The 16,699-nt window shown below is 74.8% G+C and carries 11 protein-coding genes; 3 read left to right on the top strand and 8 right to left on the bottom strand.

The features are described from left to right. The first annotated feature begins 177 nt into the window (after window positions 1-177). Complete coding sequence (locus ACZ6PY_RS21590) at window positions 178-1,482, top strand: sugar transferase (protein ID WP_466075201.1); 1,305 nt, start codon at window positions 178-180, stop codon at window positions 1,480-1,482. Window positions 1,483-1,489: 7 nt separating this feature from the next. Here the strand turns inward: ACZ6PY_RS21590 and ACZ6PY_RS21585 are convergent, their stop codons facing one another. From ACZ6PY_RS21585 to ACZ6PY_RS21550, 8 genes are read right to left on the bottom strand one after another with little or no spacing between them, the layout of a single operon-like run. After that, on the bottom strand, window positions 1,490-2,743 hold the full coding sequence (locus ACZ6PY_RS21585) for a DUF1501 domain-containing protein (RefSeq protein WP_466074718.1): 1,254 nt from the start codon (window positions 2,741-2,743) through the stop codon (window positions 1,490-1,492). Between the two features lie 2 nt (window positions 2,744-2,745). After that, window positions 2,746-4,014, bottom strand: coding sequence for a DUF1800 domain-containing protein (locus ACZ6PY_RS21580; RefSeq protein ID WP_466074717.1), 1,269 nt, complete (start codon window positions 4,012-4,014; stop codon window positions 2,746-2,748). A gap of 27 nt (window positions 4,015-4,041) precedes the next feature. Further along, a complete protein-coding gene (locus ACZ6PY_RS21575) occupies window positions 4,042-5,298 on the bottom strand; it encodes a hypothetical protein (protein ID WP_466074716.1) in 1,257 nt (418 codons plus the stop codon). Continuing rightward, window positions 5,295-6,506 carry a glycosyltransferase gene (locus ACZ6PY_RS21570; protein ID WP_466074715.1) on the bottom strand — a complete coding sequence of 404 codons (1,212 nt, stop codon included), beginning with the start codon at window positions 6,504-6,506 and terminating at the stop codon, window positions 5,295-5,297. Before ACZ6PY_RS21570 ends, ACZ6PY_RS21575 begins: the two co-directional genes overlap by 4 nt. Next, window positions 6,499-7,980, bottom strand: a complete 1,482-nt coding sequence (locus ACZ6PY_RS21565) for a hypothetical protein (RefSeq protein ID WP_466074714.1) — start codon at window positions 7,978-7,980, stop codon at window positions 6,499-6,501. The genes ACZ6PY_RS21570 and ACZ6PY_RS21565 overlap by 8 nt, the downstream gene beginning before the upstream one ends. Further along, entirely contained in the window at window positions 7,967-9,115 is a 1,149-nt protein-coding gene (locus ACZ6PY_RS21560; protein ID WP_466074713.1) for a glycosyltransferase, read from the bottom strand. The genes ACZ6PY_RS21565 and ACZ6PY_RS21560 overlap by 14 nt, the downstream gene beginning before the upstream one ends. Window positions 9,116-9,120: 5 nt before the next feature. After that, complete coding sequence (locus tag ACZ6PY_RS21555) at window positions 9,121-12,702, bottom strand: SGNH hydrolase domain-containing protein (protein ID WP_466074712.1); 3,582 nt, start codon at window positions 12,700-12,702, stop codon at window positions 9,121-9,123. Between the two features lie 35 nt (window positions 12,703-12,737). After that, window positions 12,738-14,003, bottom strand: a complete 1,266-nt coding sequence (locus ACZ6PY_RS21550; protein WP_466074711.1) for a hypothetical protein — start codon at window positions 14,001-14,003, stop codon at window positions 12,738-12,740. Window positions 14,004-14,133: 130 nt separating this feature from the next. Here ACZ6PY_RS21550 and ACZ6PY_RS21545 point away from each other — a divergent pair, with 130 nt between their 5' ends. Both ACZ6PY_RS21545 and hutU read left to right on the top strand, forming a co-directional pair. Next, entirely contained in the window at window positions 14,134-14,982 is an 849-nt protein-coding gene (locus tag ACZ6PY_RS21545; protein ID WP_466074710.1) for a MurR/RpiR family transcriptional regulator, read from the top strand. A 12-nt stretch (window positions 14,983-14,994) separates the two neighbouring features. Further along, window positions 14,995-16,659 carry a urocanate hydratase gene (gene hutU, locus ACZ6PY_RS21540; protein WP_466074709.1) on the top strand — a complete coding sequence of 555 codons (1,665 nt, stop codon included), beginning with the start codon at window positions 14,995-14,997 and terminating at the stop codon, window positions 16,657-16,659. Window positions 16,660-16,699 lie beyond the last annotated feature (40 nt).

Here is a 16,699-nt window from a genome sequence, read left to right as displayed (position 1 = left end):
ATGATGCGGCGGCCGGAGACGGACCGGGGCAGCGCTGTGCCCTCGGCCGTCCCCGGGGCCCGGTCCGGGACCGGGCCGGCGCCGGCCGCGGGGCCGCGCGCCGGTCTCGACACGACGGCGGTGCTGCCGTACGCCAGTTCCCGGGCCTCGACGCGCACGCGCTGGCTCCGGGCCTGGATGATGACGGCGCCGGTCGACGTCGTCGCGCTGCTCGCGCCGCTGCTGGTGACCCAGAACTACTGGCGCGGCACGCTGGCCAACGCCGTCCTCACGGTGTCCGTCTTCGCGGCCGGTGGCCTCTACCGGGCGCGCCGGCACCTCAGCATCCTGGACGAGCTGCCGAGCCTCTCGGGCCGGCTGCTGGCGTCGGGCGCGGTGGTCGCCATCGTGGCGGCCTACCGGCACGACTCGGTGCCGTACGTCAGTGGTTTCATGCACGGCGTGGCGCTCTCCGCGGCGCTCGTGGTCCTGGGTCGGGTGTGCAGCCGGAAGGTGACCCTCCTGGCCCGCCGGCGCCGGTGGGTGGAGCACAACGCGATCGTCGTGGGCGCCGGCCCGATCGGGGTGGAGCTGGCCCGGCTGCTGCGCCGCTACCCGGAGTACGGCCTGCGCTTCGTGGGCTCCGTCGACACGGCGCCGCCGGACCACGGGGCGGCGGTCCCGTTGATCGGCACCCTGGCCGACCTCGAGCATCTGGTCCGGTTGCTGGAGTGCGAGGTGCTGGTCATCGCGGACCCGGACTGTCCCGAGTCGGTGCTCATGGAGACGCTGCTCCGGCAGGCCGATTCGGCGTGTGACCTGTGGGCGGTGCCGCGGCTGTGGGGGTCCCGGTCGCACGGCGGCTACCCCGACCACATCGGCGCCATCCCGATCGTGAAGATCGGCGACACCACGTTCTCCGGCCCGCGGTGGGCGGTGAAGCGCGCCTCCGACGTGGTCCTCGCCACGACGGCGTTGCTGCTGCTGAGCCCGGTGCTGCTGCTGTGCGCGATCGCCACGTTCCTCGACGGTGGTCGCGGCATCTTCTTCCACCAGGAGCGGATCGGCCGTTACGGCAAGCCCTTCCGGGTGGTCAAGTTCCGGTCGATGCGGCCGGTGGACGAGCACGAGTCGCAGACGAACTGGTCCATCGCGCACGACCGGCGGGTCGGGCCGATCGGGCGGTTCATGCGCCGTACGTCGCTGGACGAGCTGCCCCAGCTGTGGAACATCCTGCGCGGGGAGATGAGCGTGGTGGGGCCCCGGCCCGAGCGGCCGTACTTCGTGGAGAAGTTCTCCGCCGAGTACCCGAACTACGCGATGCGCCACCGGGTGCCGGTCGGGCTGACCGGGCTGGCCCAGGTCAGCGGCCTGCGCGGGGACACCCCGATCTCCGACCGGGCGAGGTTCGACAACTACTACATCGAGAACTGGTCGCTGTGGCTGGACGTCAAGGTGATCCTGCGGACCGTCGCGGAGGTGTTCCGGGCGGGCGGGCGGTGACCGGTCCTCAGTCGACGGCGAGCAGCGGCAGCGGCGTGGCCCGGTAGCCGCTGCCCAGGTAACGGTCGGGTTCGGCGTCGAGCACCGAGGCCAGGACCGTGCCGAAGACGTCCCGGAAGTCCACGGTGGCCTTCAGGTCGCCGTCGTCCAGGTCGGTGAGGCTGGGCTGCTCGCCGTGGAGCCCGCCGGCCACCGCCGGCCCCAGGACGAACACCGGCCCGGCCGTCCCGTGGTCGGTGCCCTGGGAGGCGTTGGCGCGGACCCGCCGGCCGAACTCGCTGTAGACGACGACGGTCACCTGGCGGCCCGCCTCGGTGCGCGCCATCCGGGCCACGAACGCGGACAGCGCGCGGTCGAGCCGGGTGAGCAGGCTCTCGTGGCCGGCCCGCTCCATGGCGTGGGTGTCGAACCCGTCGAGGCTCACCGAGTAGACCCGGGTGGGCACCCCGGCCTCGACGCAGCGGGCCACGAGCGCCAGCTGCGTCTCCAGGACGCTGCGGCTGCCGGGGCCGGTCGTGAGGACCTCCTGCTCGACGCCGCCCGGGGTGGGGCTCTGGTGCTGTTCGGCGTCGCGGACCAGCTGCTCCACCCGGAGCAGGTCGCCGTAGGCGCGCGCCGCGCGGGCCTGCAGCTCCGGCTCGCCGGGCTCCCCGCGGCCGAGGGCGGCGACGGCGTCCGCGCCGATGCCCGGTGGCAGTTCGAGGCCGCCCACGTTGACGCAGGAACCCGCCCGGGTCTCCCCCGCGAGCACCGGGGGCAGCACCGGTTCGAAACTGACCGCGGCCTCCGGAGCGGCCTTCGTGCCGTCGAGCCAGCGGCCCACCCAGCCGGTCGTCACCGGCTCGGCCGGGGACGCGGTCTGCCAGATGTCCATGGACCGGAAGTGGCTGCGGTCCGGCCGGGGGTAGCCCGCCCCGAGGACGACCGCCAGCCGCTTCTCGTCCCAGAGCTGCTTCAGGCCCCGCATGACCGGGTTCAGGCCCAGGGCGTCGTCCAGGTGCAGCACCTTTTCCGGGTCGTACGCCAGCTCCGGCCGCGCGTCGTGGTAGGCGGGATCGGCGTAGGGGACGACGGTGTTCAACCCGTCGTTGCCGCCGTAGAGGGTCACGAGGACGAGCTTCTTCGACGGCGCGGCGGCCCGGTCCTGCCCCGCGGTCCGCAGCAGCTGGGCGAGCCCCATCCCGCCGGCACCGGCGGCGAGCGCGGCACCCGCCGTGACGCCCGAGGCGAGCAGGAAGCGACGTCGGGTTTGCAGGTCCATCGTCATGTCACCAGGTATTCCGGACTCGCCAGGCCCAGGGTCAACAACTGCCGCCGGTCCTGCGTGCCACGTAGCACGGCGTAGGTGCGATTCGTCCACCGGTCGACGCCCAGCAGGTACGCCAGGCTCTCCGGGGTCAGCTGGTCGACCGGCGCCTGCTCGGCGACCCGGCCGGCCAGGCGCAGGCGGACCTGCGCGGCGGCGGAGGTCAACCAGGAGCCGCCGGAGGGCCAGCCACCCACGTTGGGGGGCGCGAACGGCAACTGCCCCAGGTTCTCCAGGTCGTGCAGCACGGCCTTGCGGGTCTCCGCGGGCAGGTTGGCCGGCCGCACACCCAGTTGCCGCAGCGCACCGACGAGCCACTCGACCGGCTGCTTCACCATGGTGCCGGCGGTCGCCTGGAACGCCTCGTCGGCGAGGAGCACCCGGAGCATGGCCATCGGCGCCGGGAAGGCGCGGGCCATCTTCTCCTGGAGCCCCTTCGGGATGGGCCGGGTGGACGAGCCGTACCGGAACCAGAGGCGGGCGGCGACGAACCGGGGACAGGCATCCTGGGCCACCAGCAGGTCGACGAGGCTCTGCGCGGTGAAGTTCCCGGTGCGGCCCAGGATGGACTTGCGGCCCGGGTCGTGGGCCCGCGCGTCGAACACCGAACGGCCCATGGTGAGGCTGAACCGCCAGCCGGTCAGCGCCCGCCCGGCCTCCTTGACGTCCTTCTCGGTGTAGTTGCCGATCCCCAGCAGGAACAGCTCGCACAGCTCACGGGCGAGGTTCTCGTTGGGCGCCTGCCGGGTGTTGAGGTGCCCGTCCAGGTAGTGGTTCAGCGCCGCGTCGACGACCATCCGCCGGGCCATCACGGTGAAGTCGGGTGCGCCGCGCAGCGTCCGGTGCTGGCTGAGCATCAGCTGGGGGCTGCGCACCTTCTTGACCGACGTGGCCCAGTGCCCGTGCCAGAAGAAGATCAGCTTCTCGACGGCCTGGTGGCTGGCCACCGTCATCCGGTTCAGCCACCACTCGGTGAGCTGCGCGGTCTGCGCGTCGCGGAGGTCCTCCAGCCGGACCTTCTCCTCGTAGGTCAGGTCGCGCTTGCCCGCGTACGCGTCGGGCCCGAGGTCCGGGACGGGCGCGCCCGTCGCGCCGACGTCCGGGCCGGGCGGGGCGGTCAGACCGGTCAGTGCGGCGGCGTAGCCGGCCTGGCGAGCGGCGGCGAGCTCGACCGCGGTCGGGCCGAATCCGGCACGCCGCAGCAGCAGGCCGACACTGTCGCTCATGCCGACAACCTTAGCGAGGGCCGCCGGTCAGGACAGACCGGTGTCCGACGCGACAGGTGTCGGCCGTGGACGGTCACCGGCCGGCAGCGCGACGAGAACCAGCGAGTAGACGGCCATTCCGACGGCCGACGCGACCAGGTAGCCGGACGCTCCGAATCGGACTGTCAGCAGCGGCGCGGCGAGCACCGTCAGGCCCAGCATGACGTAGCGGGCGCGCAGGAGCAGCGCGAACTCGCCCCGGATGAACCTGCTCAGCGAGCAGCCGTAGGAGAACCCGAGCGCGGCCTTCTCCAGCCCGGCGGCGACCAGGACCCAGCCCACCGGCAGGAAGGACAGCGCGGGGACGAACTCCTGACCGACGAGCACCGCCAGCCCGAGGGCGGCCGAACCGGCGGCCAGGAACGCCCACGCCAGCGCCCCGTCCCGCAGGTCCTGCCGCCGGGTCGTGCCGACGTCGGCCGTGCGCTGGTAGACAAGCACCCGCCGGACGGTGATCGACACGAACGCCAACGGCCCGAACAGCTGCTGGGTGATGCGGATGACGCCGAGCGTGGCGGCCTCGGCGACGAACGCGGTGGCCTGCAGGGCGAGCACCGGGGTGAGACCGACGAGCAGGGCGTCCAGGGAGGCCGCGCCCATCACGCCGCGGCGGGACCGCACCCAGCCCGGCAGCCCGGCGAAGCGCGGCCGCCGCTCGGGCCGGCCGGCCGCGGCCAGCAGGAACACCACGTTCACCACGGTCCAGGACAGGCAGACGGCCAGCGGCGACCGGGTGGCCGCGACCACCAGCACGACGAGCTGCGCGGCCAGCCACGCGCCCGTCTCCAGGAACACGGACCGGGCGGCGCCGGCCGCCACACCCGCGGCCCGGCCGATGTCCAGCGCGATCGCGAACGGGATGCCGGCCGCGTAGGCGACGGCCAGCTCGATCGACCCGCCGGACACGGCCACCGCCGACGCCACCGCCAGCACCGCGCCGGCGAGCCCGCCGGTGAACGCGGCGGCCACCGACCGCTGGCACTCCGTCCGCTCGGCGGCCCGCTCGGCGTGCGCCTCGGCGAGCAGCGTCGCCTCGGCGAGGGACCGCTGCAGGACGCCGCAGGTCAGTTGGAACACCAGCATCGCGGGCGCGGTGGCGCCGACCGCGGACAGGTCGCCGGCGTAGCCGAGGGCCAGGCTGAACACCAGGCTCGTGCCCATGAGGGCCAGTTGCCCGAGGGTCAGGGCGAGCCGGGCCCAGTTGCGCCCGGCGGCGGCCCGGGGCCTGGCGACCGTCCCGGTCACGGCCGCCGCCCCGCCGTCGCGCCGGCCGCGCCGGACAGCGCCCGCCGGGTGGCGACCACGACGGCCTGCGGCAGCGTCGCCGCCGCGCCGCCGGCCCCGGCGACCGGTGGCGCCGCGCCCGCCAGCAGCTCACCGAGCGCGGCCGCGGCCGCGGCCGGGTCCTGGAAGTCGGCGTACGCGTAGGCGCCGCCGGACACGGCCGCCGCCTCGGGCAGGCCGCCGAGCGGCGCGACGAGCATCGGCTTCCCGGTGCGCCCGACCTCGACGGCGACCCGGCCGAACGGCTCCATCCAGCGGGACGGGATGAGGACGACGTCGACCGCGTCGCAGAACGCGTCGACCGTCATGTGGCCGGCCAGGTGCAGGTCGACCTCCTCCGAGCGGGCCAGCTCGGCCAGCGTCCGGGTGTAGTCGGGCTGCCCCTCACCGGCGACCAGCATCCGCACCGGCGTGCCGGTGCTCCGCTGGTGGGCGCCGGCCGTGCGGATGGCCGACTCGATGCCCTTCACCGGGTCAAGGCGGCCGAGGTAGCCGACCACGAGCCGGGTCTCGTCGATCCGCCGGGCCGGGCGTACCGCTTCCGGCGGGCCGATCAGCGGGTAGCCGACGAGGCTCGCCGCCGGGGTGGTCAGGCCCGCCCCGGCGAGTTCGTCGCGGACGAAGCCGGAGACGCAGACGCTCACCGCGCCGCGCGGGGTGGCGCCCCGCATGATCCCGGCCTTGACCCGGCACTCCCCGCACAGGGTCGCGCAGGTGCGGGAGTCCTTCAGCCGCGACCGGCGCCAGCAGGTGTCGCTCAGGTCGTGGAAGACCCGGACGTAGCGCAGGCCGCGCGCCCGCACCCAGCGGGGCAGCCAGGGACCGGTGCGGGAGATGTTGGTGGCCACCACGACGTCGGGCCGGAACGCCCGGATCCGCCGGGTCAGGCGGGACGCGACGAGGGGCAGCAGCCAGGCGGTCAGGAACTCCAGCCCGCGCCGGACCCGGGTGTCCGCGTGCTGCCGCCGGGCGAGGGGCCGCCGGACGGCGTGCACGGTGAGCGGACCGTCGGCGTACGTGTTGTCGGCGGTGGACGGCACGAAGACCGACACGTCGGCGAAGCCGGCCAGTTCCCGCGCGGCCGCGCGGGCGGAGCGCTCCGCGCCGCCGACCTCGTCGGGCCACCACCAGTCGGCGAGGACGGCGACCCGGGGCCGGGGATCAGTCATGGGGCGCCATCTCCTCGGTTCGGGTGGGTGCCACGGTCGGGGGGTCGTGGTCGACCGGTGGGTGCGGTCGGGTCAGCCGCCAGCCCCGGTCGGGCAGGGCGAGCACGCCCACGACGAGCACCGCGAACGCGGCGCCGACGAACGGGATCTGCGCGCCGAGGGGACCGCGCAGCAGGCCGATCTGGAAGGCGGCGAAGGTGACCGTGAGGGCCGTCCCCAGGCCGGCCGGCGTGGCGCTCAACGCGCGGTCGAGCCGCCGGGCGAGCAGCCCGTAGAAGAAGAACAGCACGACCACGCCGACGAAGGCGAACTCCAGGTACGTCTCGGCCCAGAACGGCAGGGCCAGGTTCTGGAAGGAGTAGCCCCGGCTGGCCGCCACCGCGTTGCCGGCCGGGATGGCCTTCCCCTCCCACCAGGACCGGGGCACCCAGAACAGCAGCGCGGATACGAGGTGGTGGCCCCAGCTGTGGCCGTGCACGCGGGCGTAGTAGACGGCGTTCACGGTCTGCTGGAACCCGTCGAAGTCCCACGTGTAGTAGGCGTCCAGGCCCAGCCGGAGGTCGCCGCGCGAGCGCTCGTTGCGGAACAGGTTCGCCAGCGGGTAGAGCACGGCGAGGCCGGTGAGCATGCCGAGCGAGAACAGGGTCCGCCAGCGTCGCCGCTCGAACCGCACGATCGCCAGGCCGGCGGCGAGCAGCACACCGAAGGCGGTGAACCGGTTCGCGGAGAGCGGGTTGTTGTAGACGACGTTGAGGAGCACCGCGGTGGCCGTGGTGCCCAGCAGCACCCACCGCGCCCTCGGTCCGGCGTAGCTCCGGCTCCGCCAGCAGAGCAGGCACAGCACCAGGGCGACCGCGGCGACGGCGGCCGGGAAGGTGCTGAGCAGGCCGAGCAGCGCCAAGTCCTGCCGGCTCTTCAGGCCGGCCTCGGCGATGGCGCGCTGGAGGTCGTCGCGGCTGCCGAACCGGACGGCCAGGCCGCCGGTCATCGGCAGGCAGACGACGGCCAGCACCGCGGCGGTGACGGTGACCGCGAGCGCCTTCTCGACGGTGATCCGGGTGCGGGACGAGGTGCGCGACCGCGGCGCGGGCAGGCGTCGGGTGTTGCCGGCCCAGTAGGCCAGCACCGCGAACAGGAGGATGACCTGCGCGCTGACGTAGTACTGGTCCAGCGGCAGGTCGGGCCAGGGCAGCCGCCGGTCCCGGATCTGCAGCAGCGGCGCGAAGCCCACCCAGACCGTGACGAAGGCCCAGAACGTCACGGAGACCGGGCTGAACGACGCCGACCGGGTGGTCTGGTAGAGGGCCGTCAGGCACACCGCCACCACGACGAGGCCGAGCCCACCGGCGACGGTCGGGCGGGGCAGCACGGTGGTCACCCCGAGGGCCGTGACGACGGCCAGCACCGCGGCGGCCACGACCAGGGCGTGCCCGCCCGGCCTGCGCAGGCGCGGGGCGGCCTCAGGCGGTCTCATCGGCGACCCACGAGGCGACGTTGGCGCGGAAGACCGCGGTGGAGAACCGGGCGGCGTGGGCGTGGACCCGGTCCCGGTCCAGGCCGTCGACGTGCCGCAGCATGGCGGCGTACGCCCGCGGGTCGTCCGAGTCGACCAGGAAACCGGTCTCGCCGTCGACGACCGTCTCCAGCACCCCACCCCGGCGCAGCCCCAGCACCGGGGTGCCGCAGGCCATCGCCTCCACCGGGATGATGCCGAAGTCCTCGTGGGTGGGGAAGAGCAGGCACCGTGCCCCCCAGTACAGCTCGCGGAGCCGGTCCCGGGACGGCTGCCGCTCGAAGGTGACGGGGACCCCGACGCGGGCCGCCTGCCGGCGCAGGGCCTCCTCCTCCGGCCCCGACCCGGCGATGACCAGCGGCATCCCGGCGGCGTCGGCGATGTCGATCATCAGGTCGAACTTCTTGTACGGGATCCAGCGTCCGACGCCGAGCAGGTAGTCGCGGTCCTGCCGGCGCTGCGCGGCCGGGGCGTCGGCGAAGTGGTCCACGTCGACCGGCGGGTGGATGATGCGGGCGTCGCGCCGCCAGAACCGCTGGATGCGGGCCTGCACCTCACGGGAGTTGGCGGCGTAGCTGTGGACGTGCCGGCTGAGGCGGACGTCGGCGCCCTGGAGCACGCGCCGGGGCACGGTCAGCACCCCGTTCGAGCCCCGGCCGTCGAAGTCCGGGCTCCACAGGTAGCGGGCCGGCGAGTGGATGTAGCTCAGGTAGCGCGCGTCCGGGGCGGACCGGAACTTCACGGTGTGCGCGAAGGCGTGGCTCGACGAGATGACCACGTCGAACCGCTCGCTGCTGAGCGTGCGCCAGGTCAGCGGCATGAGCGGCAACGCCAGCGCCTTGGACCGCCGCAACGGGGTCCGGGCCAGCCACGACTCCTGGAGGTCGAGGCCGCGTCGCGCGTCGCGGTCGCGCCACAGCACGAACCCCTTCGCGTCGGGCAGCACCTCCTGGATCGCCAGGAAGACGTTCTCCGAGCCGCCGGTGGCGCCGAACCACTCGTGCACGAGGGCGACCGACCGGCCGGCCAGCAGCGGGCCGCCCGCGCCCACGCCAGCAGGATCGACCCCGGCGACGTCGCCGTCCCTGCTGATCATTCCGCTCACCCCATCACCATCTGCAACTGCTCGTCGAGCCGGGCCGCCAGCGTCCGCGCGTACGTCGCCGTGAGGTGATTCGTGTCGCGGTACACGAGCACCCCACCGATCACCGCCGCGCACCGGTCGGCGGGACAGATGGCGTCGTTCAGGTCGACCAGCCGTACCCCGGTCAGGCCCCGCGCCGCGTCCACCTGGAGCGGGCCGATGCCCGCCAGGGCCTCGTCGCGCGGCACCGCGCACCGGGTCAGCTCCTCCCGGTGGGCCGACACGCACTCCGCGACGTCCAGGCGCGGCGCCGGGGTGTCCCGCAGCACCACCACGGGGGCGATTCCGGCCAGCGACCGCCAGGTCCGGCGCATCCCGTCCACCAGCGCGGCGCGGCCCGCCGACCCCGTGAGCGGCCGGCCGTCCCGGTAGGCGGAGTAGTTGTAGCTGCTCGTCACGACCAGGTTCGGGTGGTCGGCGGCGAGCCGGCCGGGCAGCTCCCGGTTCCACGCCGCGCAGGTGTCGGCGGGCCGCTGGCCGTCCGCGCCGACCACCTCGACGTCGAGGACCGGGCAGCTCGACTTGGTGTACGTCAGCAGCCGCCAGTTCCGCCGCTCCGCGACCGCCCGCAGCGTCGGCACCCACTGCGCGGCGTGCGAGTCGCCGACCACGGCGATGGTGACCGTGGCGTCCTGCGGGCCGTACGCGCAGCGCAGCACCTCGGGTTCGGTGGGACCGGCGTGGCACCGGTCGGCGTAGACCGACGGCAGGTCGTCCCGGGCCACCGCCGGGTCGGGCACCACCGACGGCGCGCGGTCGACGGGCACCCCCGCGCCGGTCGCGCCGCCGGCGGTCAGCACGGCGGCGCCCGGCGCGTCGCGCACGTCGCCGCTGGCCGGCGCGGCCGGGCCGGTGGCGGTCTGGAAGGCCAGCCCCGCGCAGACCGACAGCACGGTGCAGGCCGCCCCGACCGCGAGCGCCACCCGGGGCCGCACCGCGAGCCGCGGCGAGTGCCAGACCGGCCGTTCCACCAGCCGGCTGGTCAGGTAGGCGAGCACCACCGACAGGGCCACGGTGGCACCCACGGCCAGCGTGCCCGGGTCGGGCATCCGCGCCGTGAGGACCACCAGCAGCGGCCAGTGCCAGAGGTAGAGCGTGTACGAGATCCCGCCCAGGAACTGCATCGGCGGCAACCGCAGGAGCGCGACCGGACCGTACCGCGCGGTGGCCCCGGCGGCGATGACGAGGGCCGCGCCGACGGTGGCGGGCAGCGCCATCGTGCCCGGGAACGGGGTCGAGGTGCTCAGCACCACCGCGGAGACGGCGATGGCCGCGACGCCGAGCCAGCCCGCCGCCGCGGCGACCGCGCCGGTCAGCCGCAGGATCGGCGCCAGCGCGAGCAGCGCGCCGACGGCGAGTTCCCACATCCGCGTGGTGGTGACGAAGTAGGCCCGGCCGGGGTCGGCCTCGACCAGCAGCACCGACCAGGCGAAGGAGGCCGCCCAGACGACAGCCACGGCGGCGAACGCGAGGGTGCGGAACCGGGGGGCCGGGGTGCGTCCCCGCCGGGCCAGCCAGGCGACGCCCACCAGCAGCACCGGCCACACGAGGTAGAACTGCTCCTCGACCGCGAGCGACCAGTAGTGCTGCACGATGCTCGGGGCCTGGCCGGCGGCCAGGTAGTCGACGGACTGGTCGGCGAGCCGCCAGTTGACCAGGTAGAGGGCGCTGCTCACGACGTCGCCCGCGGTGTCCCGCCAGCGGATGTCCGGCAGCAGGAGGTACGTCAGGACCAGGGCCGCGAGCAGGACGAGCGCGGAGCTGGGCAGCAGCCGCTTGGCCCGCCTGGCCCAGAACCGGCCGAGCGACAACCGGCCCCGGGCGGCCACCTCGGCGGCCATCCCGGTGGTGATCAGGTAGCCGGAGATGACGAAGAAGACGTCCACCCCGACGAAGCCGCCGGAGACGTACGGGATGCCCGCGTGCCAGAGCACCACCAACACCACGGCGAGCGCGCGGAGACCCTCGATGTCCGGGCGGAACGCGCTCCGGGGCCGCTCGCGGGGCGTCCCGGCGTCGGTGGCCGGCGCCGACCCGCCACCGTCGGCCTGCTCCGCCGCCGGCGTGCCGGGTCCGGCCTCGGGCAGGTGCAGCACCACGGTGTCGTCCAGGGCGGACGGCACGTCCGTCCGGTCCGGGCCGGCGGTGTCCTCCGGCGCGGGCCGCGCGGGCGCCTCCGTCCGGCGGGCCGCGGGCACGGTCAGCACGAGGGTGTCCTCGGCGGACGGCGGCACCGGCGGGGCGCTCGTGGCCGGCGGGGCGGCCTCCACCGGGGTGGCGGTCGGCGCGCCGCCGACGGCCACCGTTTCCGCGTCGGAGCCGGGCCCGCCCGCTCCGACCGGCCGCGGCCGGCGGCGGAGCGCGCGCTGCCCGAGGGTCACCGCGCCGATGACCAGCACCCCGCCGGCGGCGGAGAGGAGATACGACCACCAGTTCGCGGCGTTCTCCGTGGCGTCCCCGTCCAGCCGCAGCCGCTCCTGCGCCCGCTGCCGGTACGCCCGGGCGGCGGCGTGCCCGGGGTCCTGGCCGAGCACGCCGTCGAACCGCTCGATCGCCTGCGAGTAGTGGCCGGCGAAGTAGACGGCCAGGGCCGACCGGAAGGCGCGGTCGGTCTCGCTCAGCCGGTTGTCGACGCCGCTCTGGGCGAGCAGGCGGTCGATGTTGGCGGTGCCGATCAGGTCGCGGATGGGTTCGCCCTCGGCGGAGGTGTCGGTGTCCAGGAGCGCGACGAGCCGGCCGGCGGAGTCCACCACCGGGCCGCCCCGGGAGTCGGGACCGAGCTGGCCGCTGACCCCGGTGCGGTTGGTCCCGGTACGCCCGATGACCTCGACCGTGCGGTCGCGGACGGTCCAGGTGCCGGAGTCGCCGGTGCCCTCGCCCAGCGCGTAGCCGAGGATGTCCACGGAGGACCCGGCGCGCAGGTCGGGGTCGGGGGCGATCTCGACGGCCGGGAGGCCGGTGCGGCGCAGCTTCACCAGCGCCACGTTGCCGTCGACCGCCGGCAGGGCCTTCGTGACCGCGCCGGCGACGGCCGGTACGGAGCTGTCCCCCGAGGTCGCCGCACCGAACTGGCCGGTCAGCCGCAGGGTCGGCGCGGTGCCGCGCCGGGCCCCGGTGAACGCGGACGAACCCTGGAGGCCGGCGACGAAACCGTCCAGCCGCTCGGCCGGCAGCTCGTTGCGCTGCACCAGCGTGCGGCCGAGCCGGTAGAGGGCGTTGACCAGGAGCACCTCCCGGCTCGGCTGCACGCAGACCGTGGTCGTCACCACGTAGCCGTCGGGGTTCACCACCGCCCCGCTGCACCGGCGCACCACGACCACCTGTTCGGGACGGACCAGGGCGCCCGTGGCGGTGTTCCGGAGGTAGCCGGCGTACCGCGCCTCGAGGAAGGCGGTCGCCGGGGTGGCCACGGCGACCGCCGGCTCGTTGCGGGCGTACGTCGGTACCGCCGCCGCACCGGGGACGGCGGCGGCACAGCCGATCGCGACGGTGCCCAGCAGGACGGCGAACCGACGTGCCAGGGCCGTACCAGAGGGCATGTCGGAACTCCGCGCGGCGAGGAGGGGTCGGGCGGTCAGAAGATCAGGGTGTCGCGCAGGTGGTTGGCCACCCGGCGCAGCCGACCCGCACCGTCGATCGGGGAGGTCATCCGGAAGACGACCTGGCGGTCGATCTGCCCGCTGTTCCCGCCCCGCCAGTACGCGACGAGCACCAGGCCGTACCGGCGCTCACCGTCGAGCTGGAGTTTGCTGGAGTCGGCGTAGGAGACGAACTGGCCGCCCCGCATCCACTGCAGACCCCAGGCCTCCTCCTCCTGGCGCATCGCGGTCTGCCGCTGCACGTCGCACGGCACCGGGCACTCGCGCACGATCAGCTCGCCGCCGATCTGCTGCTTGTCGTTCGAGACGCCGCAGTTGTACTTGACGAACCCCTGCGCGCGGCCGGCCGGCGTGCAGTCCCACTCCGCCGGCACCTTGAGGGCGAAGCCCAGGCCGTCGAGGTCGGCGATGGTGCGCACCGAGTCGCCCGGCGTGAACTTCGGCCACTCCTTCGGCCAGTCGCCGGCGCTGGGCGGCTCGAGGCCGGGCGACTGGGGCGGCGTCTTCTGCTCCGGCTGCAGCGCCGGGCTGGTGGTCCCCTCGGTCTTCGGCGTGCCGGGGTCGTCCGGTCCGAACCAGACGACGGCGCCGCCGACACCGGCGACGAGCACCAGGACGATCGCGGCGATCCCGATCCAGAGCCCGGTCCGGCGGGGGCGCGGCTCGGACGGCGTGATCCGGCGGACCGGCGCGGTGAACGGGTCCTGCGGCGGGGCGCTGACCGGCTGCGGCGCGGGGGACACCTGCTGCGGCGCCGGGGACACCTGCTGGGGCGGGGACGACACCTGGTGCGGCACGGCGGCGTGCATGGCCCAGGGCAGCGGCGCTCCCGAGGTGGGGCTCGGCGTGCCGGAGGTCGGCGCCCCGGAGACCGGCTGGGGCGGTCCGCCGACGGCGCCGGACTCGGGGATCAGGACCTGGGTCTCGGACTCCGCCGGGTGCAGCTCCATGCCGAGGGTCTGGAACAGCCGCTGCGCCCCCATCCCCTCCTCCGAGGGGTACGCCACCCACGGCTTGGCGGCGGCGAAGTCGGCGTTGACGTAACGCTGGCCGCCCGAGGTCAGCGCCATGGCGTTGGCCGCGTTGGCGAATGCCTCCCGCCACGGCGGGTCGGCCGCCGCCGCGCCCTCGAGCACGGCCACCGTCACCAGCCGGTCCTGCCCGTCGATGGCCCACCACGCCGTGCCGACCTGGCAGACGCCCAGCGCCTCGGTGAACCTGTACGGGCCGACCGGCTGCATGCGACAACTCCTCTGGTTTTTCCGCCGTGCGGATAGTACAGAGCGCACGCCTCCCGGCTCGTCCTCCGGTCGCCGCACGGACACCGGCCGAAGGTTGCGTTGTGAAAGTTTTCATGCATAGAGTCAGGACGTGAATGAAAGCGGTGCGGCACCCACCGACCGCCTGCTCGACCTCTTCCACGGCGTCCGGCTCACCCCGACCCAGCGCCGCATCGCGCACTGCCTGGTCCAGCAGGCGGGCGCGGCGGCGTACCTGTCCGCGGCGGAGGTGGCCGAGCTGGCCGGGGTCAGCCAGCCGTCGGTGACCCGGTTCGCCATGGCGCTCGGGCACGACGGCTACCCCGCGCTGCGCCGCCGGCTGCGCGAGCTGACCGCCACCGGCGCCGCCGACCCGGCCGGGGCCGGCAACGCCCTCCAGCGGGCGGTCCACGCCGAGATGGGCAACCTCGACCGGCTCGCCGCGCAGCTCGCCGACGCCGGCCGGATCGCCGACGTGGGCAAGCTGCTCGCGGCCAGCCGCCCGCTGCCGGTGCTCGGACTGCGCGCCGCCGCGCCGCTCGCGGCGTACTTCGCGTACTTCGCCGCGAAGGTGCACCCGGACGTGCGGGTCGTCGACGACGGCGGCAGCCTCCTGGCCGACCGGCTCGAACAGGCCGCCGCGGCCGGGGCGCGCGCCCTGCTCGCCTTCGTGCTCCCCCGCTACCCCCGGGAGACCCTCGACGCGCTGCGCGAGGCCCGGGACGCCGGGCTGACCGTCGTGGCCATCACCGACTCCCCGGTGAGCCCGGCCACCGACCACGCCGACGTCGTGCTCCCCGCCGCCGTCGGCACCGACCTGGTCTTCGACCTGCACACCGCCCCGATGACCCTGGCCATGGTGGTGCTCCAGGCGATCTGCGACGCCACCCCCGCCGAAACCCAGGCCCGGCTCGAGGCGTTCGAGTCGTCCGCCACCCGTCGTCAGTTGTTCCTCGGCTGAGAGGAGTACGAGATGCACCAGCCCGTCCGCGCCGCCCGCGGCACCGCACGCACCGCGAAGGGGTGGCCCCAGGAGGCCGCGCTGCGGATGCTGATGAACAACCTCGACCCGGAGGTGGCCGAGCGCCCCGAGGACCTGGTGGTCTACGGCGGCACCGGCAAGGCGGCCCGGGACTGGCCGTCGTACCACGCGCTGGTCCGGACGCTGACCGACCTGCGCGACGACGAGACCATGCTGGTGCAGTCGGGCCGCCCGGTCGGCGTCATGCGCACCCACGAGTGGGCGCCCCGGGTGCTGCTGGCCAACTCGAACCTGGTCGGCGACTGGGCCACCTGGCCGGAGTTCCGCCGGCTCGAAGCGCTCGGCCTGACCATGTACGGGCAGATGACCGCCGGCTCCTGGATCTACATCGGCACCCAGGGCATCCTCCAGGGCACCTACGAGACGTTCGCGGCGGTGGCCGAGAAGCGGTTCGGGGGCACCCTGGCCGGCACGCTGACGCTGACCGCCGGCTGCGGCGGGATGGGCGGGGCGCAGCCCCTGGCGGTCACCATGAACGGCGGCGCCTGCCTGATCGTCGACGTGGACCGCACCCGGCTGGAACGCCGGGCGCACGACCGTTACCTGGACGAGATCGCCGACTCCCTGGACGACGCCGTCGAGCGGGCGCTCGCCGCCAGGCGGGACCGCCGGGCGCTCAGCGTCGGGGTGGTCGGCAACGCCGCCACGGTCTTCCCGGAGCTGCTGCGCCGGGGCGTCGCCATCGACATCGTCACCGACCAGACCAGCGCGCACGACCCCCTGTCGTACCTGCCGGAGGGCGTGGAACTGGCCGACGCCCGGGACTACGCGGCGACGAAGCCGGCCGAGTTCACCGACCGGGCGCGGGCCTCGATGGCCACGCACGTCGAGGCGATGGTGGGCTTCCTCGACGCCGGCGCCGAGGTCTTCGACTACGGCAACTCCATCCGCGGCGAGGCGAAGCTCGGCGGCTACGAGCGGGCCTTCGACTTCCCGGGCTTCGTGCCGGCCTACATCCGGCCGCTGTTCTGCGAGGGCAGGGGCCCGTTCCGCTGGGCCGCGCTCTCCGGTGACCCGAAGGACATCGCGGCCACCGACCGGGCCATCCTCGACCTGTTCCCCGAGAACGAGTCCCTCGCCCGGTGGATCCGGATGGCCGGCGAGCGGGTCGCCTTCCAGGGGCTGCCGGCCCGGATCTGCTGGCTCGGCTACGGCGAGCGGGACAAGGCCGGGGTGCGGTTCAACGAGATGGTCGCGTCCGGCGAGCTGAGCGCGCCCGTGGTGATCGGCCGGGACCACCTGGACTGCGGCAGCGTGGCCAGCCCCTACCGGGAGACCGAGGCCATGGCGGACGGCTCCGACGCGATCGCCGACTGGCCGCTGCTCAACGCGCTGGTCAACACCGCCAGCGGGGCGTCCTGGGTGTCGATCCACCACGGCGGCGGCGTGGGCATCGGCCGGTCGATCCACGCCGGGCAGGTCTGCGTGGCCGACGGCACCGCCCTGGCCGGGCAGAAGATCGAGCGGGTGCTCACCAACGACCCGGCCATGGGCGTCATCCGGCACGTCGACGCCGGCTACGACGACGCCCGCGAGGTCGCCGCCCGCACCGGCGTCCGCGTGCCCATGGCGGAGGGCACGGAGGGTACGGCGTGAGCGCGAGGAGTGCAGCGCAGCGCCGCCTCGCAGCCGCGAA

It is taken from the genome of Micromonospora sp. NPDC048907 (assembly GCF_055586885.1).
This window is presented reverse-complemented; position numbering and strand designations above follow the sequence as displayed.